Annotated in this window: 18 protein-coding genes and 1 pseudogene; all 19 read left to right on the top strand. The window is 59.4% G+C overall.

What is annotated here, in order from left to right:
- The first annotated feature begins 27 nt into the window (after positions 1-27).
- The 19 genes and pseudogenes from HGHM_RS13240 to HGHM_RS13145 all read left to right on the top strand — a co-directional run bounded on the left by HGHM_RS13240 (position 28) and on the right by HGHM_RS13145 (position 21,107).
- Positions 28-603, top strand: coding sequence for a ubiquinone biosynthesis accessory factor UbiJ (locus HGHM_RS13240; protein WP_019142020.1), 576 nt, complete (start codon positions 28-30; stop codon positions 601-603).
- Positions 603-2,177: a ubiquinone biosynthesis regulatory protein kinase UbiB gene (gene ubiB / locus HGHM_RS13235; protein ID WP_019142019.1), complete on the top strand. Its 1,575-nt coding sequence runs from the start codon at positions 603-605 to the stop codon at positions 2,175-2,177. Before HGHM_RS13240 ends, ubiB begins: the two co-directional genes overlap by 1 nt.
- A gap of 6 nt (positions 2,178-2,183) precedes the next feature.
- Positions 2,184-2,788: pseudogene (locus tag HGHM_RS21300) on the top strand (methyltransferase).
- A gap of 238 nt (positions 2,789-3,026) precedes the next feature.
- Positions 3,027-4,490, top strand: a complete 1,464-nt coding sequence (locus tag HGHM_RS13225) for a sodium:solute symporter family protein (RefSeq protein ID WP_019142017.1) — start codon at positions 3,027-3,029, stop codon at positions 4,488-4,490.
- Between the two features lie 226 nt (positions 4,491-4,716).
- Positions 4,717-5,001, top strand: a complete 285-nt coding sequence (locus tag HGHM_RS13220; RefSeq protein WP_019142016.1) for an FmdB family zinc ribbon protein — start codon at positions 4,717-4,719, stop codon at positions 4,999-5,001.
- Positions 5,002-5,048: 47 nt separating this feature from the next.
- Complete coding sequence (locus HGHM_RS13215; RefSeq protein WP_026076000.1) at positions 5,049-5,684, top strand: DUF502 domain-containing protein; 636 nt, start codon at positions 5,049-5,051, stop codon at positions 5,682-5,684.
- A gap of 83 nt (positions 5,685-5,767) precedes the next feature.
- Positions 5,768-7,573 carry an aspartate--tRNA ligase gene (aspS, locus tag HGHM_RS13210; protein ID WP_026075999.1) on the top strand — a complete coding sequence of 602 codons (1,806 nt, stop codon included), beginning with the start codon at positions 5,768-5,770 and terminating at the stop codon, positions 7,571-7,573.
- Between the two features lie 70 nt (positions 7,574-7,643).
- Positions 7,644-8,135 (top strand): dihydroneopterin triphosphate diphosphatase, encoded by a 492-nt coding sequence (gene nudB, locus HGHM_RS13205; RefSeq protein ID WP_019142013.1) that lies wholly within the window; start codon positions 7,644-7,646, stop codon positions 8,133-8,135.
- 90 nt (positions 8,136-8,225) lie between these two features.
- Positions 8,226-9,020 carry an endonuclease/exonuclease/phosphatase family protein gene (locus tag HGHM_RS13200; protein WP_019142012.1) on the top strand — a complete coding sequence of 265 codons (795 nt, stop codon included), beginning with the start codon at positions 8,226-8,228 and terminating at the stop codon, positions 9,018-9,020.
- Between the two features lie 59 nt (positions 9,021-9,079).
- The gene (locus HGHM_RS13195) at positions 9,080-10,246 is read left to right on the top strand and encodes a phospholipase D-like domain-containing protein (protein WP_019142011.1); all 1,167 of its coding nucleotides are present in this window, start codon (positions 9,080-9,082) and stop codon (positions 10,244-10,246) included.
- A 95-nt stretch (positions 10,247-10,341) separates the two neighbouring features.
- Positions 10,342-11,223, top strand: a complete 882-nt coding sequence (locus tag HGHM_RS13190; protein WP_019142010.1) for a DMT family transporter — start codon at positions 10,342-10,344, stop codon at positions 11,221-11,223.
- Positions 11,224-11,548: 325 nt separating this feature from the next.
- Positions 11,549-12,049 carry a pyridoxamine 5'-phosphate oxidase family protein gene (locus tag HGHM_RS13180; RefSeq protein ID WP_019142008.1) on the top strand — a complete coding sequence of 167 codons (501 nt, stop codon included), beginning with the start codon at positions 11,549-11,551 and terminating at the stop codon, positions 12,047-12,049.
- A 109-nt stretch (positions 12,050-12,158) separates the two neighbouring features.
- On the top strand, positions 12,159-13,331 hold the full coding sequence (locus HGHM_RS13175; protein WP_019142007.1) for a hypothetical protein: 1,173 nt from the start codon (positions 12,159-12,161) through the stop codon (positions 13,329-13,331).
- Between the two features lie 34 nt (positions 13,332-13,365).
- Positions 13,366-14,139 (top strand): ferritin-like domain-containing protein, encoded by a 774-nt coding sequence (locus HGHM_RS13170; RefSeq protein WP_075111722.1) that lies wholly within the window; start codon positions 13,366-13,368, stop codon positions 14,137-14,139.
- 219 nt (positions 14,140-14,358) lie between these two features.
- Positions 14,359-14,736 carry an RNA-binding S4 domain-containing protein gene (locus tag HGHM_RS13165; RefSeq protein ID WP_026075998.1) on the top strand — a complete coding sequence of 126 codons (378 nt, stop codon included), beginning with the start codon at positions 14,359-14,361 and terminating at the stop codon, positions 14,734-14,736.
- 201 nt (positions 14,737-14,937) lie between these two features.
- Positions 14,938-15,594 carry a TetR/AcrR family transcriptional regulator gene (locus HGHM_RS13160; RefSeq protein ID WP_019142004.1) on the top strand — a complete coding sequence of 219 codons (657 nt, stop codon included), beginning with the start codon at positions 14,938-14,940 and terminating at the stop codon, positions 15,592-15,594.
- A gap of 23 nt (positions 15,595-15,617) precedes the next feature.
- Positions 15,618-17,408, top strand: coding sequence for an acyl-CoA dehydrogenase C-terminal domain-containing protein (locus HGHM_RS13155; RefSeq protein WP_019142003.1), 1,791 nt, complete (start codon positions 15,618-15,620; stop codon positions 17,406-17,408).
- A gap of 96 nt (positions 17,409-17,504) precedes the next feature.
- Positions 17,505-19,892, top strand: a complete 2,388-nt coding sequence (locus HGHM_RS13150; RefSeq protein ID WP_019142002.1) for a 3-hydroxyacyl-CoA dehydrogenase/enoyl-CoA hydratase family protein — start codon at positions 17,505-17,507, stop codon at positions 19,890-19,892.
- Between the two features lie 18 nt (positions 19,893-19,910).
- Positions 19,911-21,107 carry an acetyl-CoA C-acyltransferase gene (locus tag HGHM_RS13145; RefSeq protein WP_019142001.1) on the top strand — a complete coding sequence of 399 codons (1,197 nt, stop codon included), beginning with the start codon at positions 19,911-19,913 and terminating at the stop codon, positions 21,105-21,107.
- The last annotated feature ends 68 nt before the right edge of the window (positions 21,108-21,175 follow it).

The raw sequence follows: 21,175 nt of genomic DNA, 5'->3' as shown, positions 1-21,175 counted from the left end.
TCTCACGGGCGGTTTTTTATTGCAAAGATGATTTCCACTTCCTTTTCACTCGCAGTCAACCACCTGCTTGCCCGGGAATCCTGGGCAAGGACCAAACTTGCCGCACATGCGGGCAAGATCGCCTGTTTCGATGCCGGTGTAGCAGCGGCCAAGGTGAAAGTCGCCGCGGACGGCCTGCTGCAGGCGGTGAGTGGGGACGAGCCGCCGAATGTGACCATTCGTGTCCGGTTGGCCGACCTGCCGCTGATCATGCAAAACCGCGAGCGTGCGTTTTCCTATGCCCGGGTGGAAGGCGATGCCGATTTCGCCAATACGATTTCCCAGCTCAGCCAGGGATTGCATTGGGAAGCGGAAGAAGACTTCGCCAGATGGGTGGGCGACATTGCCGCGGCCCGCATGGTGCAGGGTGCACGCTCGGCATTCGATGCCGCACAGTCGACCCAGCGCAGGCTGGCGGAAAACCTTGCCGAATATTTTATTGAAGAACAACCGATGCTCATACGCCCGAATGCAGTCGAGGATTTTGCGAGCGAGGTCGCCAGACTGCGCGATGATGTCGAGCGGCTCGGCAAGCGGATCGAAAAATTGCAGGGAAGCCGCTAATGATATTCAGGCTCTTGCGGCTCTTCAAAATCGCGCGCGTGGCGCTGCGCTACGGCCTCGACAATATCGCCGTGTCGGGATTGGCCAGTCCGCGCATCGCGGCACTGATCGACTCCATCTTTTTCTGGCGAGACATTTCCACCCCGCGCGGCGTGCGCCTGCGCCTGGCGCTGGAAGAACTCGGCCCGATCTTCGTGAAGTTCGGCCAGCTGCTGTCCACCCGGCGCGATCTGTTGCCGCCGGATATAGCCGACGAGCTGGCGAGATTGCAGGACCGCGTCCCGCCTTTCCCGTCGGATGTGGCGATTGCGCAGATCACGCGTGCGCTCGGCGCGCACCCCGATCGCCTGTTCGCGAAGTTCGAGCGGGAACCGGTCGCTTCCGCATCGATCGCCCAGGTCCATTTCGCCATGCTGAAGGATGGCACCGAAGTCGCGGTGAAGGTGCTGCGTCCGGGCGTGAAGAAATCGATCGAACAGGATATCGCCCTCATGCGCATCGCCGCCGACTGGGTCGAAAAGCTGTGGGCCGACGGGCGGCGCCTGAAGCCGAAGGAAGTGGTCGGTGAATTCGACAAGTACCTGCACGACGAACTGGACTTGATGCGCGAGGCGGCCAATGCCAGCCAGCTGCGGCGCAATTTCCTCGGTTCGGACCTGCTGATGGTCCCCGAAATGTTCTGGGACTATTGCTCGACCTCGGTGATCGTGATGGAGCGGATGCACGGCATCCCGATTTCGCAGACGGCCCGCCTGGTGGAAGCCGGCGTCGATCTGAAGAAACTGTCGCGCGACGGCGTCGAGATTTTCTTCACCCAGGTTTTCCGTGACGGCTTCTTTCATGCGGACATGCATCCCGGGAATATCCTGGTATCGATTGAGCCGGCAACTTTCGGCCGCTATATCGCGCTGGATTTCGGCATCGTCGGCACGCTGACCGATTTCGACAAGGATTATCTGTCGCAGAACTTCCTCGCCTTTTTCCGGCGCGACTACAAGCGTGTTGCGGAAGCGCATATAGAATCCGGATGGGCGCCGCGGAATACCCGCGTCGACGAGCTGGAATCCGCAGTGCGCGCCTGCTGCGAACCGATCTTCGACCGGCCATTGCGCGACATCTCCTTCGGCCAGGTACTGCTGCGCCTGTTCCAGACGTCGCGTCGCTTCAACGTGGAAGTGCAGCCGCAACTGGTGCTCCTGCAAAAAACCTTGCTCAACATCGAAGGCCTGGGACGCCAGCTCGACCCCGACCTCGACCTCTGGAAAACCGCCAAGCCGCACCTCGAGCGCTGGATGGAGGAGCAGGTCGGATGGCGTGGCCTGGTCGCCAAGTTCAGGGAAGAGGCACCGCATTACAACCACATCATTCCGCAACTGCCACGTCTTGTGCACCAGGCCCTGCTGCACAAGGTCGCCGAGCCGTCGGAACGGGACAATGAAGCCTTGCGGCAGCTGGTGGTTGAAATGAGGCGCACCAACATGCTGTTGAGCGTGGCCGTCTATTTCGGTGCCGGACTGGCAGGCGGCATCGTGATCGCTCAGCTTCTGCTGCGCTGGCTGCCTTTCTACTGGTAGGCGGACATGGCGGATCCGTCCTTCCAGCACCGAGATCCCGCCGGTCCGGAATTCTGGTCGGAACGGTTCGAGCAGAAATTCACGCCTTGGGACAAGGGCGGGGTGCCGGCGACATTGCGCGATTTCGCGGCACGTTTCCCGCAGCCGCGAGTAGCCCTGATCCCGGGTTGCGGCACTGGCCACGAAGTGGCTTATCTGAGCGAGGCGGGATGGGATGTCACCGCCATCGATTTTTCCCTGCTGCAGTTGCTGCGGCGCGAGCCCATCTCGGGACTTGGGCCGGGCGCGTCGAGCAGGCCGATTTTTTCTCCTTCATGCCGCCAAGGCCGGTGGATGTCATCTACGAACGCGCTTTCCTGTGCGCCTTGCCGCGCCGGATGTGGCCTGAGGTGGTCCGGCGCTGGGCGGAATTGCTGCGCCCGGGTTGCGTGCTCGCCGGATTCTTTTACTTCAACGACAACCCCAAGGGGCCGCCATTCGGTATCCAACCCGCCGAACTGGACGCCTTGCTCGCACCTTTTTTTACGCGTATCGAAGACCAGTCGGTGAGCGATTCCATCCCTGTATTTGCCGGAAAAGAGCGCTGGCAGGTCTGGGAGCGGCTAGGTTGATTGCCTTTCAGGCAGGAAGGACTTCTTGCCGTGGACCTTTCATGCCCTATGATGGTCATGATGACCGCCAGGCCAAGTGTGGCGATGGCCTGAACGTTTTTGGATCGCGACGTCTTTATTCGAAGAATGCAGCCCGATTCTGTATCCCGCTGCCATGTTTGTCCTATAAGCAACTGTTCGGCAGGCAATCTTCATTATAATTAGCCGATTTTTCGCGTGCGGAGGAAAGGAAGCGGCCATGAACTACACATTGATTTCCTTTGTGGTGCTGTATTTGCTGGGCACGCTTGCGCTCGGCATGTGGGCCGGTACGCGCATCAAGAACACCAGCGACTTCGCAGTTGCCGGACGCAGCCTGCCATTGATCATGGTGGTGACCACCACCTTCGCGACCTGGTTCGGCGCCGAAACCGTCATGGGCATTCCCGCCAAGTTCGTGCAGGGCGGATTGAACGCAATCGTGGAAGATCCGTTCGGCGCCGGCACCTGCCTCATCCTGGTGGGCATGTTCTTCGCCGCGAAGCTGTACAAGCAGAATCTGCTGACGATAGGTGACTTTTACCGCAACCGCTACGGCAAAGGCGTGGAAGTATTCTGCTCCGCCGCGATCATCCTGAGTTACCTGGGCTGGGTGGCGGCGCAGATCACCGCGCTTGGCCTCGTATTCTCGGTGCTGACAAACGGCGTTATGTCGCAGACGGCGGGCATGATCGTCGGTACGCTGGCCGTGCTTATCTATGTCGTGGTCGGCGGCTTCCTCGCCGTGGCCTGGACCGACTTCATTCAGATGATCGTGCTCGTGGTGGGCTTGAGTGTCATCGCATTCTTCGCAGCCGACCTTGCCGGCGGGGCCGACAAGGTGTTTGCGATGGCTGCCAATGCCGATCTGTGGAATTTCCTGCCGCCTCCCACGTTCACCGATATTGCATTCTTCATCGGCGCGGGCCTGACGATGATGCTCGGCAGCATTCCCCAGCAGGACGTGTTCCAGCGCGTCATGTCGGCCAAGGATGCCCCGACCGCCCGCACCGGAGCGATCATCGGTGGAGCGAGCTATATCCTGTTTGCTTTTGTGCCGATGTTCATTGTCGCAAGCGCGGTCGTGGTCATGGGTGACTCGGCGCTGGCGATCGCGAAGGAAGACTATCAGCGCCTGCTGCCCACCTTCATCATGACCAAGATGCCGCTGGTGATGCAGATCTTCTTTTTCGGCGCACTCCTTTCCGCGATCAAGAGCACTTCGTCGGCCACGCTGCTGGCGCCATCGACCAGCTTTGTCGAAAACATTCTCAAGAACATGCGGCCTCACATGAACGACAGGCAGCAGCTGTTTGCGATGCGTTGCACCATCGTCGTGTTCGCGGCGCTGGTGCTGGCGTATGCAATCGCAATGCGGGGCACCTCCATCTATGATCTCGTGTCGGCGGCTTATCAAGTAACACTGGTCGGCGCCTTTGTGCCGCTCGTGATGGGCTTGTACTGGCGGCATGCGACGACTCAGGGCGCGATACTTTCGCTCGCGGCCGGCATTGGCACCTGGATCCTGTTTTTCCCCCAGATCACAAGTCTGGGCGAGCAGTTTCCCGGCCAGCTTGCGGGCTTGATCGCCGCATTCGGCGGCATGATCCTGGGATCGCTCATGCCGCAAATCCTGAAAAATCGTCATGAGCCGCGGCACAGCATCAAGAGCGTGAGCGTTTAAGGGCGCCTGGGTACCGGCGAGCGTACTGCCGGTTGCCAGGAGGGGGCGTTTTGGCGCAAAGTCCGCCGCCAGATTCCTTGCCGATTTTGCCAGTGCCGGGCCCGCTTGCCCCGGCGCCAGCAGCTTCCTCTTCGCATTTGCGCCCGAAGTCATCGTGCATTCCCGCAAAATTCAGAGAAAAAACTTTATAATTCAGGGTTTTGGATGATTTTTGCGGGGGTAACCTATGCCAATTTATGCTTATCGCTGCGAAGCCTGCGGTTTCACCAAGGATGTATTGCAAAAAGTGTCTGATGCGCCCCTGACGGATTGCCCGTCCTGCGCAAAGAGCACGTTCAAGAAGCAGCTGACCGCCGCCGGCTTTCAGCTCAAGGGAACAGGCTGGTATGTGACTGATTTTCGTAACGGTAGCGGCGGCACCTCGAAGCCTGCCACTACCAGCACGACGTCGAGCTCCGACAGCGGGAGCACCTCGTCCGATTCCGCCAGCGCTCCGACTACTGCTGCCTGAAACCACTCAAGCGGCACGCGTAAAGCGTGCCCATGCTAACGATTCTCATGCGTAAATATTTCGTCACCGGCCTGCTGATCCTGGTTCCCCTGGCTATTACCCTGTGGGTGCTGAACCTGATCATCGGCACCATGGACCAGTCGCTTCTGCTGTTGCCCGAGCGCTGGCAGCCGAAGGCCGTCATCGGCTTTAACATTCCCGGTCTGGGGACGATACTGACATTGTTGTTCGTCTTCCTGACCGGTTTGCTGACGCGCAATTTCATCGGCAAGCAAGTGGTTACCTTGTGGGAGATGCTGCTGACGCGCATTCCCGTGGTCAGCACGATTTACTCGAGCGTGAAACAGGTGTCGGACACGCTGTTTTCTTCGTCCGGCAATGCCTTCCGCAAGGCCATGCTGATCCAGTATCCGCGTCAGGGATCGTGGACCATTGCCTTCCTGACCGGCGTTCCCGGGGGCGATGTCAGGAATCACCTTACAGGCGATTACATCAGCGTGTACGTGCCGACCACTCCGAATCCGACATCCGGCTTCTTCCTCATGATGCCTCGCGCGGAAGCGATCGAACTCGACATGAGCGTCGATGAAGCCTTGAAGTACATCGTATCGATGGGTGTTGTTTCGCCCGAGTATGTTGTTGCCGCTTCGAAGAATTTGCAAGCTGTTCCTCCCAAAATCTGACGCCGGCACTGTTTCACCGGGACCCCGGCCGGTAGCGTGACGGAAGGCGGACCTTCACAAAGAACTGAAAACGGAAATCAATCATGTCTATGCGAACTCAATACTGCGGCCTCGTCACCGAGGCGCTTCTCGGTCAAACCGTCAGCCTGTGCGGCTGGGTGCACCGCCGGCGCGACCATGGCGGCGTCATCTTCATCGACTTGCGCGACCGCGAAGGCCTGGTGCAGGTGGTCTGCGACCCGGATCGTCCCGAGGTGTTCAAGATTGCGGAGGCGGTGCGCAATGAATATTGCCTGCGCATCACTGGCGTGGTGCGCAACCGTCCGGAAGGCACCACCAACCCCAACCTGAAATCCGGCAAGGTCGAAGTACTGTGCCAGCAGGTCGAAGTCCTCAATCCTTCCGTCACGCCGCCGTTCCAGCTCGACGACGACAACCTGTCCGAGACCACCCGCCTGACACATCGCGTGCTCGATCTGCGCCGCCCGCAGATGCAGAACAACCTGCGCCTGCGCTACAAGGTCACGATGGAAGTGCGCAAGTTCCTCGATGAAAACGGTTTCATCGATATCGAGACACCGATGCTGACCAAGTCCACGCCGGAAGGCGCGCGCGACTATCTGGTGCCATCGCGGGTGAACCCGGGCCATTTCTTCGCATTGCCGCAGTCGCCGCAGCTGTTCAAGCAGTTGCTGATGGTGTCCGGTTTCGACCGCTACTACCAGATCACCAAGTGCTTCCGGGATGAAGACCTGCGGGCCGACCGCCAGCCGGAATTCACGCAGATCGACTGTGAAACTTCCTTCATGAACGAACAGGAAATCCGCGACCTGTTCGAAAACATGATCCGCCTCGTATTCAAGAAGACGCTCGACATCAATCTGCCGAACCCGTTCCCGGTCATGCCGTATTCCGAAGCCATGGGCCTGTACGGTTCGGACAAGCCGGACATGCGCGTCAAGCTGCAGTTCACCGAACTGACCGATGTGATGAAGGATGTCGAGTTCAAGGTGTTTTCCGGCGCAGCCAACATGGAAGGTGGCCGCGTAGTCGGCCTGCGCGTGCCGGGCGGCGGTGCGATGCCGCGCTCCGAGATCGATGCCTATACCCAGTTCGTCGCCATCTATGGCGCCAAGGGCCTGGCTTACATCAAGGTCAATGAAAAGGCCAAGGGCCGCGACGGCTTGCAGTCGCCAATCGTCAAGAACCTGCACGACGCGGCACTGAGCGCGATCATCGAGAAGACCGGCGCGCAGGATGGCGACCTGATCTTCTTCGGTGCCGATAAGGCGAAGATCGTCAACGACGCGATCGGCGCGCTGCGCGTGAAGATCGGCCACAGCGATTTCGGCAAGAAGAACGGCCTGTTCGAAGACACCTGGAAACCTTTGTGGGTGATCGACTTCCCGATGTTCGAATACGACGAGGAAGATCAGCGCTACGTTGCCGCCCATCATCCGTTCACTTCGCCCAAGGACGGCCATGAAGACCTGCTGGAAACCGATCCGGGCAAGGCGCTGGCCAAGGCCTACGACATGGTGCTGAACGGCTGGGAGCTCGGTGGCGGATCGGTGCGTATCCATCGCGCCGACGTGCAGAGCAAGGTGTTCCGCGCGCTCAAGATCGGTGCCGAAGAGGCCCAGTTGAAATTCGGCTTCCTGCTCGACGCATTGCAGTACGGCGCGCCGCCGCATGGCGGTCTCGCATTCGGCCTCGACCGCATCGTCACGATGATGACCGGCGCCGAGTCCATCCGCGACGTGATCGCTTTCCCGAAGACCCAGCGTGCGCAGGACTTGCTGACCCAGGCGCCATCCGAGGTCGACGAGAAGCAGTTGCGCGAGCTGCATATCCGCCTGCGCAATGTGGAGCCGGTGGTGAAGGCGTAAGGCCGCTTCATGCATAATCGAAGGCGCGGTTTTTACCGCGCCTTTTTTCTTTGCCTTGAAGCGAATCCCGATGACCTACAAAATTCCCGAATCCGTCCTGGTCGTCATTCATACGCCTGAACTCGAGGTGCTGCTGATCGAGCGCGCCGACAAGGCCGGTTATTGGCAATCCGTCACCGGTTCGAAGGACACGCCAGACGAGCCGCTGATGACGACTGCGATCCGGGAAGTGTTTGAAGAGACCGGCATCAGGATTGTGGATGACGCGTCGCAAGGCATTCCGGAAAAGAACGAGGTTTCCATCAGCCAATTGCAGGACTGGCGGCTCTCCAATGTCTACGAAATCTATCCGGTGTGGCGGCATCGTTATGCTCCGGGCGTGACGAAGAACACCGAGCATGTGTTCGGCCTGTGCGTGCCGCGGAACATTCCAGTGAAGCTTGCGCCGCGCGAGCACTTAAATCATCTCTGGCTGCCTTATCGTCAGGCAGCAGACATGTGCTTTTCACCATCGAATGCGGAAGCAATATTGCACCTTCCCGAATTTGCGGCCATGCGTTGAAGCACTTGTTTTATGACAATGCTATGCATGAAAAGGCGCTCGTATTCATTGCGCCTTACATGCAAGCCACAGTGCGTCTAAAATAACCGCATGAAACTTCGCATTGCCACGTACAACATTCACAAAGGCGTATCCAGCTTCCGCGGCATGCCCCGTATTCATGCACTCAAGCAGGCACTTGCTTCCGTGGAAGCCGACATCCTGTTCCTGCAGGAAGTCCAGGGCCGGCATGACAAACGTGCGGCGCGCCATGCCGCATATTGGCCCACTATGGAGCAGCATAAATTCCTGGCCGGCAATTCGCATTACGCAGTCTATGGCATGAATGCCGTGTATGACCATGGGCATCATGGGAATGCCTTGCTGAGCCGGTTTTCCATCGCCTCGGCTAGCAACCAGGACGTGTCCGATCATGCCTTCGAGTCACGCGGCATCCTGCACTGCGTGGTGCAGGTGCAGGAAGCGATGATCCATTGCTACGTTGTCCATCTCGGCCTCTTCGCCAAAAGCAGGAAGCGGCAGACGGAAGCCTTGATCGAGGTGGTGCAGGATTCAGCGCCGCCGGATGCACCGGTGATCATTGCCGGCGACTTCAATGACTGGACCAACCAGTTGAGCGATTCGCTGCGCACAAGCCTGGGACTGACTGAAGTCTTCGACGAGAATCTCCCCTCGCGCGGGTTCGGAGCCTATCTGCGGCAGCTCAGCGGCCGCGGTCCGAAACTCAAGCCAGCCCGAACCTTTCCCGCCGCGCTTCCATGGCTGCGCCTTGACCGCATCTACGTGCGCGGCTTTGCGATCCATTCGGCCCAAGTGTTGCATGGCGCAATGTGGGCCAAGCTTTCCGATCACGCGCCCATCGTTGCTTCGCTGGAATTGAAATAAAGGCATGAGCCTGGTCGCTATACAATATGTGACCTTTTTCATGCTGCCTATTCAGTTCCATGCGTTCGGTAAGCTTTGCTGCCCATAACCATGTCAAGCTTCTCTACTGCGGCGCCGAGTTTTTTCCGGCTCTGATCGCGGCATGCGACGCCGCCCGCTTCGAGATTTGCCTGGAGACGTATATTTTTGCCGCAGACGAGACCGGCGAAGAGGTGAAGGCTGCGCTCAAGCGTGCGGCAAGCCGCGGTGTAGTGGTGAATGTCATCACCGACTGGCTGGGCACCGGACATCGTCAAAGCCTGGAACTCAACCGTGAATTCCGCGAAGCGCGCGTCAACCACCGCATTTTCAATGCCTGGTTCAAGCGCGGGGTATCGCGCACGCACCGGAAGATCGTCGTCGTCGACAAGCAACTGGCCTTCATCGGCGGCTTGAACATCAACGACGACATGCGCGCCGATCATGACCACCACATCATCCTGCCGGCACCGCGCTGGGATTTTGCAGTCAGCATCACGGGGCCGCTGGTGATGGCCATCCATGCGGAAGTGGAATCGCAATGGATGCGACTGGGCGGGCTGAATCTGCGCTACCGCTGGGACAGGCTGCTCGGCCGGCATTCCCACGGATTTGCGGCGCCTGACGGACCGGCGCTGGCGGCCCTGGTGGTGCGCGACAACCTGCGCAATCGGCGCACGATCCAGAAAGCCCATCTGAAAGCCCTCGGGACGGCCCGCAAGAGCATGCTGCTGGCCAATCCGTATTTCGCTCCCGGCCGCAAGCTGAGGGATGGTCTGGCGTCCGCTGCCGCGCGCGGCGTCGATGTTACCCTGCTGCTGGGGGTAGGGCAGTTCCGGATCCAGGATGCGGTCGCGCATTCCTTTTATCCGAAGCTGCTCAAGAGCGGGGTGAAGGTCGTCGAATACCGCAAGACGCAGATGCATGCGAAGGTGGCGGTGGTCGACGACGAATGGGCAACCGTCGGCTCCAGCAACCTCGACGGACTGAGCCTGTTCGTCAACCAGGAAGCGAACATCATCGTCCGTGATGCCGATTTTTCCCGCAACCTGCGCCTGCATATCGAACAGGCGATCCGGGAAGGCGTGCCGGTCCGGCTGGAGGATTTCGCAAACATCCCGTGGTACAAGCGCGCCTGGTATGGCGGCGCCTATCTGTTCTACAAGGGCGTGCTGCGCATCATGACGCTCGGGGAATATATCGACTGATTCGCTCCGGCGTTTCATAAAAGCCTCCCCGGCACCATGCGGCCGGCCGATTTGGCGCTAACATGTCGGCCTCGTCCGCATCCATGCAAAGGAAAATGATGTCCCGCCAGCTCGCGATATTCTTCGTCCTGTTGTCCGCGCTCGGCTTTGGCAGCATGGCGATGTTTGCCAAGCTTGCCTACTCGGCAGGCGTGACGCCCACGCTACTGCTTGCCTTGCGTTTTCTGCTGGCAGCCCTGCTGCTGGCACCGGTGGTATGGGTGAAGCGTCTGCGCCTCCCGCGCGGATCGGCCCTCGCCGGATTCATTGTCATGGGCGCTTTGTACACGGCACAGTCGCAAAGCTATTTCACCGCATTGCTGCATGCGAGCAGCGGCCTGGTCGGCCTGCTGTTGTATGTCTATCCCATACTGGTCACCATACTTGCCGTCCTGCTTGGATGGGAAAGACTGGACCGGCGCACCTTTCTGCTGCTTGCCCTAGCCATCCTGGGAATGGCGATTACCTTGGGCGGAGATCTCCAGGGACAGCCTTTCGGCATCGCGCTCGGCTTGCTGGCAGCGGCGATTTATGCAGTCTATATCCTCATCGGCGGACGCTTCTCCCGGAATACCGACCCCCTGGCGGCGACGCTGGTCGTGCTGGCGGCAGCGGCGACGTTCAACGGCCTGTTTGCCGTTGCCGAGGGCACAAGCTTGCCCGCCAGCGCTTCCGCATGGATGGCCATCGTTGCGATTGCATTGTTTTCGACCGTGATCGCCATTGCCGCCTTTCTGATTGGCATAAAGCACATCGGTGCGGCCCAGGCATCGATCATTTCCACGCTGGAGCCGGTCATTACCCTGTGCCTGGGAGTGGCATTGCTGGGCGAATCGGTCAGTGCAACCCAGCTGTTAGGCGGCATGCTCGTCCTTGCCGCCGTCGTTCTGATTGCCCGGCGGCCGGAGCAGGCGGCCATTGCCGAGACAGTGCAGTAACTGCGAAGCGCATATGCGCTCCGATCACAGCCGGCTTCTCATCTCCTCATCAATATCGCACCCCTGATCATGCATTCCGGCATGCCTGGTGATGCCAGGCGTGCCGAGGCTGTCCATCTGCCGGTCTTTGCACAAGTACAGGAATACCCGGCAGGACATTGTGTCAATTGCATCCAGCCAATCACCCCGCAACCGGCTTTCCCGAGGCGAAGGAACTTTACATTTTTGAACGCGTCAGTCCGTGACCGGTGCGACGCGCTCAGCGCCCGCCCCGGCCAGGAATGGGTCCTGTTGCAGGACCATCTTTTACGAAAAGGAGTTCGCCGTGGATGTGCAAGAGCAGCGCCATGAAGGACTGGAGAAAGTGGCAGAGATGGTGAAGGACATCAAGTTCGCGATGATGACCACAGAAGGAATGGATGGCACTTTGCGCAGCCGTCCGATGGCAACCATGCAGATGGATGCGGCTGGCTGCCTGTGGTTCTTCACCAGACTTTCTTCGCTCAAGGTCGAGGAGGCGGAGCGGCACCATGAAATCAACCTCAGCTACTCGCGCCCAGACAAGCAGGACTACCTGTCCATTTCGGGATCGGCTGAAATTGTGCGCGACAAGGACAAGATGAAGGAATTGTGGAGCCCGTGGGTCAAACCGTGGTTTCCGAATGGCCTCGACGACCCGGATCTGATCCTGATGAGGATCAGGATCGACGACGCTGAATACTGGGATGCGCCCGGCAGCATGGCCAAGCGGCTGTACGGGTTGGCCAAGGGGATTGCCACCGGCAACACCGATGCCTTGGGCGAGCATCGGAACGTGCAAATCTAAGACCTCGTGTTGGCACACGGCGTTCGGTCAGTCTGAACCTGCGCGTGCGGTTCCCTTCCGGTCATTTGCCGGCGGATATTGCTGACAGTGTTTCAGTAAAGGAAGAGTCATGGCTTTCAATCTGTACAGCTCAAAAGGATATGCGCTCGAGCAGCAGCGCTTCACGTGGCAGGACATTGCCGGCAAGCCGATCAGCAAGCTCGATGACGATGCATTCACCCGGGTGCGCGTCATTCTGATGAATGGCATTGAGCAGGAGGCGCTGCGCTTTCAGCATGCGGCGGCGAGAATGAGCAGCGCACTGCGCCCGGCGCTTGCGCAGATCAGGCGTGTGGAAAATCATCAGGCGACCATGGTGAACTGGCTGCTGGGTGCCGACCACTCTCCGCTTGAAACCACGATCGCCTATGAACAGGTGGCCATCGAGGTAACGGCAGCCGTTGCGCAGCGCGAGCCCGACCCCTATCTCGCTCAGGTTTACCGTTACGGCTTGCTCGAAGACTTCGATCACATGTACCGGTATGCCGCGCTGCTGGACCGGCTGGAAGGCAAGGATGCCAACAACATCCTGCAAAGCTATACCGACATCCTGCCCGGGCGGCCTACCATCATCGAGCATCGCGCGCCCGAGGATGACCTGCGCGAACCCTACGATGCCGCCGCTGCAGCTCCGCTGACGAAGCTGCACGCATTAACTCTTACCGCCTCCGAACAGCAGACTCAAAACTATTACTTGAATATCGGCCCGCTGTTCGCGGACCCGGTCGCGCGGCAGTTGTATGCGGAAATCGCATCCATCGAAGAGCAGCATGTGACCCAGTACGAATCCCTGCTCGACCCGAGGGAATCGCTGATGGAGAAATGGCTGCTGCATGAGGCAGCCGAGGTCTACAACTACTACAGCTGCGTGCAGCAGGAAACGAATCCTCGCATCAAGGCGATCTGGGAACGTTTCCTGGATTACGAGCTGGGGCATTTCCATCATGTCGTCGAGCTGTTCAAGAAGCATGAAAGGCGTGACCCGATGGAAGTCGTTCCGGGAGACTTGCCCGAGCCCATCAGCTTCGCCAGCCAGCGCGATTTTGTCCGGCAAACCCTGGCGCGCGAAGTCGACCTGCGCTCGAAGGGAACCCAATTCGTCGACAAGTCGCAGGAAAGCCAGGCTTCGATCGACTATCGTGATCACTTGAACTCTGATGGATCGCCGAGCGAATCGGTGGCTGCCGGCTACATATGGGTGCCCGGCACGGAGATCAATCGTCGGGTTGCGGCCAACGCCTGAGTTCGTTCGATTGCGATTGAAAAAAGGAACAGCAATGAAAGATTCAACATCGATCGGTATGAATCGCACGGGCAGTCATATGTCGCCCTTCGACACCGATGAAATGACAGATGCCACCGCAACTCCCTCCGCGCCGAGGACGCCCGGAGATGATTCGGCCCTGACCCGGATCCGCAGTGCATATACCGCAGATGCGGACCCGGTCGGATCGGTGCCAGTGCCTGGCACTGTAAAAGGTGCCGTTACGACCGGTGTATCAATGGTGACCGGGAACAACCCGCAACTGCTGATCGACAAGCTGGGTGAGCGTCTCGCGTTCGAGCGCACCGGTGCCCGCCTGTATGACGCCCTGATTGCAAAATTGGACGGCTTGCAGGAGAGTGCGTCGAGCATGACGAGGGAAGATCTGGAGCAGATCAGGGACGACGAGGCAAGGCATTTCTCCATCGTGAAGAGTGCGATCGAGTCGATCGGCGGCGACCCGACAGCGCAAACGCCGTGCGCCGATGTGACCGGCGTCGAATCCATGGGGCTGGTGCAAGTGGTGACAGATCCTCGCACCTCGCTGGCGCAGTCCCTGCATGCAATCCTGATTGCCGAGATGACGGACAATGCTGGCTGGGAATTGCTGATCACGCTTGCAGAAGACAATGGCCGGCATGCGATGGTCAGCGATTTCACTGCCGCCTTGAACGAAGAGCGCTCCCATCTGATGCGTGTGCGCAAGTGGTTTGAGGAAGCAATCTTGGGCACGTCCGTCACAGCTGGAACAATCGACGAAGTGGGGACGCCCGCTCCGCTGCACTGACCCGGTTCGTGGCGCCCTCCCGGCCAAAGCGATCCACCCGTCAGGCCGGCTTCACCTGCCTGATCCTTTCAAGCGGCAGGCAGGGCAGGGCGCTGTCATGGCTCCACGACCCGCAGCCGCGTTCTCCCAGCAAGCCTGGATTCGGATCATCCCTTCCTGCGTCAAGCTGAAAAAAGCGTAGCCGGCGAATACAATGAGGGGTGGACTTGCGAGCCGAGCATGACTGAATCTGTACGTATCGATAAATGGCTGTGGGCAGCCCGATTTTTCAAAACCCGTTCGTTGGCGACCGATGCCGTGGACGGAGGCAAGGTGCGCCTGAATGGCGACCGGATAAAACCTGCGCGCAGCATCAAGCCCGGAGACATCCTGGACATCGATAACGGCTCAACCGAATGGGAAGTCGTCGTGCGCGGCCTGTCCGATGTACGCGGCCCGGCATCCGCGGCGCAGACCCTGTATGAAGAAACCGAAAAGAGTATTGCTCTCCGGCAGGAAAAAGCCGAGAAAAGACGGTTTTTCCGGGAGCCAAGCGAGGCAATCAAGGGGCGTCCGACCAAGCGCGACAGGCGCCAGCTGGACAAGACGAATTCCTGATGCCGATATCCCCCAAAGCCGGTTTCGGACTGCCTCCTTCCGGCAGTAAATAAATAGAATTCCCACTCTAAGTTCCCGTTTGACTTTTATACTTGGGTAGATAATAGTACGAGCGTTCGCAACAGCCGCCCGTGCTGTTTTGAATTTTTTTTAATCAGGTATTTTGTGGCTATCAATCCTACTGGGCTTACAGCGAAATCCATGCGTAAAGGAGAACTGACCCGGGCTGCGATTCTGGACGTGGCATTGGATCTTGCCAGCCGTGACGGGCTCGAAGGGCTGACTATAGGCGTGCTCGCGGACAGGATGAACATGAGCAAGTCCGGCGTGTTCGCACATTTCGGTTCGCGCGAAGACCTGCAGATCGAAGTGGTGAAGCTTTATCACCAGCACTTCGAGCAGGAGGTGTTCTATCCGAGCCTGAAGGAGCCGCGCGGCCTGCCTCGCCTGCAGGCTATGTTTGCACGCTGGATCAAGCGGGTGTCGGTCGAGATTGCATCCGGCTGCATCTATATCAGCGGCGCAGTCGAGTATGACGATCGCCCCGGCGCCATACGGGAAGAACTGGCTGCCATGGTCCGTACCTGGCAAGCAGCGCTGCGCCGCTGCGTCGAGCAGGCGATCACCATGGGGCACTTGCGCGCGGACACCGACCCGCAGCAGTTGGTGTACGAGATGTATGGCCTGGTTTTAGCCCTGCATCACGACGCCCGGTTCCTGAAAGTGCCGGGCAGCGTTAACCGGGCAGAAGTGGGATTCGAGCGCCTGATCTCGATGTACAGGGCGCCGCAGCCAGCCGGGGACGAGATGCTGGCCGATATGAATAATCAAAAATCCGCTGTTAAGAAAACAGCTTAATCCTTTAGTCGTCAGGAGAAATCATGGGTCAATACAATGCCCCCTTGCGTGACATGCAATTTGTTTTGCACGAACTGCTGCGTGTCGAAGAAGAATTCAAGCAGCTCCCCAAGCATGCCGAAATCGATGCCGCCATCATCAACCAGGTGCTCGAAGAGGGCGGCAAGTTTGCCTCGGAGGTTGTGTTTCCGCTGAATCATTCGGGCGACCGTGAGGGCTGCAAGCTCGACAAGGAAACCCATGTCGTGCAGACCCCGAAAGGCTTCAGGGAGGCATACCAGCAGTACGTTGAAGCTGGTTGGCCCGCCTTGTCCTGCGACCCCGAGTTCGGCGGCCAGGGCTTGCCGGTTACGCTGAACAATTCGCTCTATGAAATGTTGAACTCGGCGAACCAGGCCTGGACCATGTATCCCGGCTTGTCGCATGGCGCCTATGAGGCCCTGCATGCACATGGCACACCGGAACTGAAATCGCTTTACCTGCCCAAGCTGGTGTCGGGCGAGTGGACCGGCACTATGTGTCTGACTGAGCCGCATTGCGGGACCGACCTCGGCCTGCTGCGCACCAAGGCCGAGCCTCAGGCCGATGGTTCCCACAAGATCACCGGCGGCAAGATCTTCATCTCCGCCGGCGAGCACGAAATGTCGGACAACATCGTTCACCTGGTGCTGGCCCGCCTGCCGGATGCGCCGTCGGGAACCAAGGGCATTTCCCTGTTCCTGGTGCCGAAATACATTCCGAATGCGGACGGTACGCTGGGCGAGCGCAACAAGATCTTCTGCGGCGCGATTGAAGAGAAGATGGGTATCCACGGCAACTCGACCTGCCAGATGAATCTGGACGGCGCGATCGGCTGGATGATCGGCGAGCCGAACAAGGGCCTGAACGCCATGTTCGTGATGATGAATGCTGCGCGCCTGGGCGTTGGCATGCAGTCGCTCGGCCTGACCGAAGTCGCCTACCAGAACGCAGTGGCCTATGCGAAGGACCGCCTGCAGATGCGCAGCTTGTCCGGCGTCAAGGCCCCGGACAAGCCGGCTGATCCGATCATCGTTCATCCGGACGTGCGCCGCATGCTGCTGACCGCACGTGCCTATGCCGAAGGCGGCCGTGCATTCACCTCCTACGTCGCTCTGCAGATCGACCGTGAACTGAACCACCCTGACGAGGAAGTGCGTAAGGAAGCCGCTGACGAAGTTGCGCTGCTGACCCCGATCATAAAGGCCTTCCTGACCGATAACGGCTGGATCGCTACCTCCGAAGCGATGCAGGTGTTCGGCGGCCACGGCTACATCGCCGAGTGGGGCATGGAACAGTTCGTGCGCGATGCGCGCATCAACATGATTTACGAAGGCACTAACACCGTGCAGTCGCTCGACCTGCTCGGTCGAAAGATCCTGATGGACAACGGTTCGAAGCTGCGCAAGTTCGGCGCCAAGGTCCAGGCCTTCGTGGAAGAGAACGGCACGAATGAAGCGATGTCGGAATTCGTTACGCCTCTGGCCGACCTCGGCGAGAAGGTCACCAAGCTGACGATGGAAGTCGGCATGAAGGCTTTCCAGAATCAGGATGAGGTGGGTGCCGCTGCCGTACCTTACCTGCGCGTTGCTGGTCACCTCGTGTTTGCGTACTTCTTCGCGCAAATGGCGAAGATCGCGCTGGAGAAGCGGGATTCCGGCGACGACTTCTACAAGGCGAAGCTGGCGACTGCGCGCTTCTATTTCGCACGCCTGCTGCCGGAAACCGCCATGCTGATCCGTCAGGCCCGCGCCGGCGCGTCCAGTCTGATGGCGCTCGAAGCCGACCTGTTTTAAGTAGTCGCCGTTTTTGCGGACCGGGTTACTGATCAAAAGACCGGTCCGCAATCACACATACGCCTCCTTCGTGGCCGAATTTAAAGGATAGATCCCATGTCTAATTTCACCGTCAAAAAAGTCGCCGTGCTCGGCGCAGGCGTGATGGGTGCGCAGATCGCTGCCCATTGCGTGAATGCCAAGGTGCCCGTCGTGCTGTTCGACCTGCCGGCAAAGGAAGGTCCGAAGAACGGCATCGTGCTGCGTGCAATTGAGAACCTGAAGAAGCTCAGCCCAGCGCCTCTCGGCAACAAGGATGATGCTGCACTGATCGAAGTCGCGAATTACGAAGACAACCTCGATGTGCTGAAGGGTTGCGACCTGATCATCGAAGCCATCGCAGAGCGCATGGACTGGAAGCACGACCTGTACAAGAAAGTCGCACCTTATATCGCACCGAATGCGATCTTCGCCTCCAACACGTCCGGCCTGTCGATCACGGCATTGTCGGAAGGCTTCAGCTCCGAGCTGAAGGCACGTTTCTGCGGCGTGCACTTTTTCAACCCGCCGCGCTACATGCACCTGGTCGAACTGATCCCGACCGTTACTACCCGCCCGGAAATCCTGGACCAGCTGGAAGGCTTCCTGACGACGACGCTCGGCAAGGGCGTGGTGCGTGCCAAGGACACGCCGAACTTCATCGCCAACCGCGTGGGCATCTTCGGCATGCTTGCCACCATCCATGAAGCCGAACAGTTCGGCCTTTCCTACGATGTGGTCGACGACCTGACCGGTTCGAAACTCGGCCGCGCCAAGTCCGGCACTTTCCGTACCGCAGACGTGGTCGGCCTCGACACCATGGGCCATGTGATCAAGACCATGCAGGACAACCTGCAGGACGATCCCTTCTTCCCGGTCTACAAGACGCCGGATGCGCTTTCCAAGCTGGTTGGCGCAGGCGCGCTTGGCCAGAAGAGCGGCGCCGGCTTCTACAAGAAAGTTGGGAAGGATATCCAGCGCTTCGATCCGGCCACTGGCAATTATGTCCCGGCCGGCAAGAAGGCCGACGACCTGGTGGCCCGCATCCTGAAGGAAAAGGATCCGGCCAAGCGCATGAAGGCATTGCGTGAATCCACCAACCCGCAAGCCCAGTTCCTGTGGGCCATCTTCCGTGACGCATTCCATTACATCGCCGTCCATCTCGACACCATCGCCGACAACGCGCGCGATGTGGATTTCGCGCTGCGCTGGGGCTTCGGCTGGAAAACCGGCCCGTTCGAGAACTGGCAGGCTGCCGGCTGGCAGCAGATCGCCCAGTGGGTGAAGGAAGACATCGATGCCGGCAAGGCCTTGTGCAATGTGCCGCTGCCCGCATGGGTGTTCGACGGCCGCAACGGCGTGCATACGCCGGAAGGTTCCTGGTCACCGGCGAAGAAAACCTATGTGCCGCGTTCCAGCCTCCCCGTGTATCAGCGTCAGGCATTCCGCGCACCCCTGATCGGTGAAAACACCGTCGATGCCACTAAGGCGGGCACGACCGTGTTCGAGGATGAATCGGTACGTATCTGGCACCAGAACGACGATGTGCTGATCCTGTCGCTCAAGACCAAGATGCACGTGATCGGACAGGGCGTTATCAACGGCCTCGCAAAAGCGGTCAATGAAGCAGAAAAGAATTACAAGGGGCTGGTAATCTGGGGCACTGACGCGGCCGAAGGCGGCGCATTCTCAGCTGGTGCCGACCTGCAGTCGATGCTGCCGGTATTCATGTCGGGCGGCGTCAAGGCGATCGAGCCGGAAGTGGCGAGGTTGCAGCAGGCGCACCAGGCATTGAAATATGCGAACGTGCCGGTAGTTGCCGCGGTTGCAGGTCTTGCGCTTGGTGGTGGCTGCGAACTGATGATGCACGCTTCCAAGCGTGTCGCATCGATCGAGTCGTACATCGGCCTGGTTGAAGTCGGCGTGGGCCTGGTGCCGGCCGGCGGCGGCCTGAAGGAAATCGCACTGCGTGCGGCTGCGGATGCCAAGGGCAACGATATCCTGCAATTCCTGAAGTCCACGTTCACGAATGCAGCCACCGCTAACGTGTCCAAGTCGGCGCTGGAAGCCCAGAAGATGGGTTACCTCAAGTCCGACGACGTGATCGTGTTCAATCCTTATGAACTGCTGCACGTCGCCAAGGTACAGGCGCGCGCAATGTTCGATGCCGGCTACCGTCCACCGTTGAAGGCGCAATTCCCGGTGACCGGGCGCTATGGCATGGCAACCATCATGGCGCAGCTCGTCAACATGCGCGATGGCGGCTTCATCTCCGCGCACGACTTCAAGCTGGGATCGATGATCGCGGAAATCGTGAGCGGCGGCGATATCGAGCCGGGCAGCCTCGTCAGCGAGCAATGGGTGCTGGATCTGGAACGCAAGGCATTCATGGAATTGCTGAACCATCCCAAGACCCAGGAACGCATCATGGGCATGATGCAGACCGGCAAGCCGGTGCGCAACTAACCGGATCAGGAGCATAAAATGAGCAAACAAATTCAAGAAGCGTATATCGTTGCCGCCACCCGCACGCCGATCGGCAAAGCACCGCGCGGCATGTTCAAGAATGTCCGCCCGGATGACCTGCTGGTTCGTGCCATTCAGTCCGCAGTTGCCCAGGTGCCCAACCTCGATCCGAAGCTGATCGAGGATGCGATCATCGGCTGCTCCTTCCCGGAAGCCGAGCAGGGCATGAACATGGCCCGCAACGCGGTGCTGCTGGCCGGCCTGCCGAACACCATCGGCGGCGTGACCATCAACCGTTACTGCGCGTCCGGCATCACTGCGGTCGCGATGGCCGCCGACCGCATCCGCGTCGGTGAGGCTGATGTGATGATCGCCGGCGGTGCCGAGTCGATGTCGATGGTGCCGATGATGGGGCATCACCCCTCCATCAACATGGGCGTGTTCAAGGATGAAAACATCGGCATGGCCTATGGCATGGGCCTGACCGCGGAAAAAGTCGCCCAGCAATGGAAAATTTCGCGCGAAGCCCAGGACCAGTTCTCGCTCGAATCGCACATGAAGGCGGTCGCTGCACAGAAATCCGGCGAACGCGAGGGCGAAATTATTCCGGTCGAAATCGTCGAGAAGTTCCCGAACCTGGCTACCGGCCAGATCGAGATCAAGACCCGCACGGTCAACCAGGATGAAGGCGCGCGTGCCGATACCAGCCTGGAAGCATTGGCCAAGCTGAAGCCGGTGTTCGCGGCCAAGGGTTCGGTCACGGCGGGTAACAGCTCGCAGACTTCGGACGGCGCGGGTGCCCTGATCCTGGTCAGCGAAAAGATCCTGAAGCAGTTCAACCTGACCCCGCTGGCGCGCTTCGTATCATTCGCAGTGCGCGGCGTGCCGCCGGAAATCATGGGTATCGGGCCGAAGGAAGCGATTCCTGCCGCCTGCCGCGCTGCCGGCATCACGCAAGACCAGCTGGACTGGATCGAGCTGAACGAAGCCTTCGCAGCGCAAGCGCTGGCAGTCATGCAGGATCTTAAGCTCGACCCGGCCAAGGTCAACCCGTTCGGCGGCGCGATTGCATTGGGCCACCCGCTCGGCGCGACAGGCGCGATCCGTTCAGCGACGGTGATTCATGCAATGCGTCGCCGGAACCTGAAATACGGCATGGTGACCATGTGCGTCGGTACAGGCATGGGCGCCGCGGGAATTTTCGAGCGCATGTAAGAAACCTCGCCCGAATCGCAAAAAGCCGTACAGTTGCAAGCTGTGCGGCTTTTTTGCTAAAGACCCGT

It is taken from the genome of Noviherbaspirillum massiliense JC206 (assembly GCF_000312045.1).
GTDB lineage: Bacteria > Pseudomonadota > Gammaproteobacteria > Burkholderiales > Burkholderiaceae_D > Noviherbaspirillum > Noviherbaspirillum massiliense.
Note: the sequence above shows the minus strand (reverse complement) of the source record. Positions and strands in the feature narration are given on the sequence as shown.

Excerpts from the sequence above, each read along its gene's own strand:
- HGHM_RS13240 (WP_019142020.1), top strand. The coding sequence starts at position 28 with ATGATTTCCACTTCCTTTTCACTCGCAGTCAACCACCTGCTTGCCCGG.
- ubiB (WP_019142019.1), top strand. The coding sequence starts at position 603 with ATGATATTCAGGCTCTTGCGGCTCTTCAAAATCGCGCGCGTGGCGCTG.
- HGHM_RS13225 (WP_019142017.1), top strand. The coding sequence starts at position 3,027 with ATGAACTACACATTGATTTCCTTTGTGGTGCTGTATTTGCTGGGCACG.
- HGHM_RS13220 (WP_019142016.1), top strand. The coding sequence starts at position 4,717 with ATGCCAATTTATGCTTATCGCTGCGAAGCCTGCGGTTTCACCAAGGAT.
- HGHM_RS13215 (WP_026076000.1), top strand. The coding sequence starts at position 5,049 with ATGCGTAAATATTTCGTCACCGGCCTGCTGATCCTGGTTCCCCTGGCT.
- aspS (WP_026075999.1), top strand. The coding sequence starts at position 5,768 with ATGTCTATGCGAACTCAATACTGCGGCCTCGTCACCGAGGCGCTTCTC.
- nudB (WP_019142013.1), top strand. The coding sequence starts at position 7,644 with ATGACCTACAAAATTCCCGAATCCGTCCTGGTCGTCATTCATACGCCT.
- HGHM_RS13200 (WP_019142012.1), top strand. The coding sequence starts at position 8,226 with ATGAAACTTCGCATTGCCACGTACAACATTCACAAAGGCGTATCCAGC.
- HGHM_RS13195 (WP_019142011.1), top strand. The coding sequence starts at position 9,080 with ATGCGTTCGGTAAGCTTTGCTGCCCATAACCATGTCAAGCTTCTCTAC.
- HGHM_RS13190 (WP_019142010.1), top strand. The coding sequence starts at position 10,342 with ATGATGTCCCGCCAGCTCGCGATATTCTTCGTCCTGTTGTCCGCGCTC.
- HGHM_RS13175 (WP_019142007.1), top strand. The coding sequence starts at position 12,159 with ATGGCTTTCAATCTGTACAGCTCAAAAGGATATGCGCTCGAGCAGCAG.
- HGHM_RS13170 (WP_075111722.1), top strand. The coding sequence starts at position 13,366 with ATGAAAGATTCAACATCGATCGGTATGAATCGCACGGGCAGTCATATG.
- HGHM_RS13165 (WP_026075998.1), top strand. The coding sequence starts at position 14,359 with ATGACTGAATCTGTACGTATCGATAAATGGCTGTGGGCAGCCCGATTT.
- HGHM_RS13160 (WP_019142004.1), top strand. The coding sequence starts at position 14,938 with ATGCGTAAAGGAGAACTGACCCGGGCTGCGATTCTGGACGTGGCATTG.
- HGHM_RS13155 (WP_019142003.1), top strand. The coding sequence starts at position 15,618 with ATGGGTCAATACAATGCCCCCTTGCGTGACATGCAATTTGTTTTGCAC.
- HGHM_RS13150 (WP_019142002.1), top strand. The coding sequence starts at position 17,505 with ATGTCTAATTTCACCGTCAAAAAAGTCGCCGTGCTCGGCGCAGGCGTG.
- HGHM_RS13145 (WP_019142001.1), top strand. The coding sequence starts at position 19,911 with ATGAGCAAACAAATTCAAGAAGCGTATATCGTTGCCGCCACCCGCACG.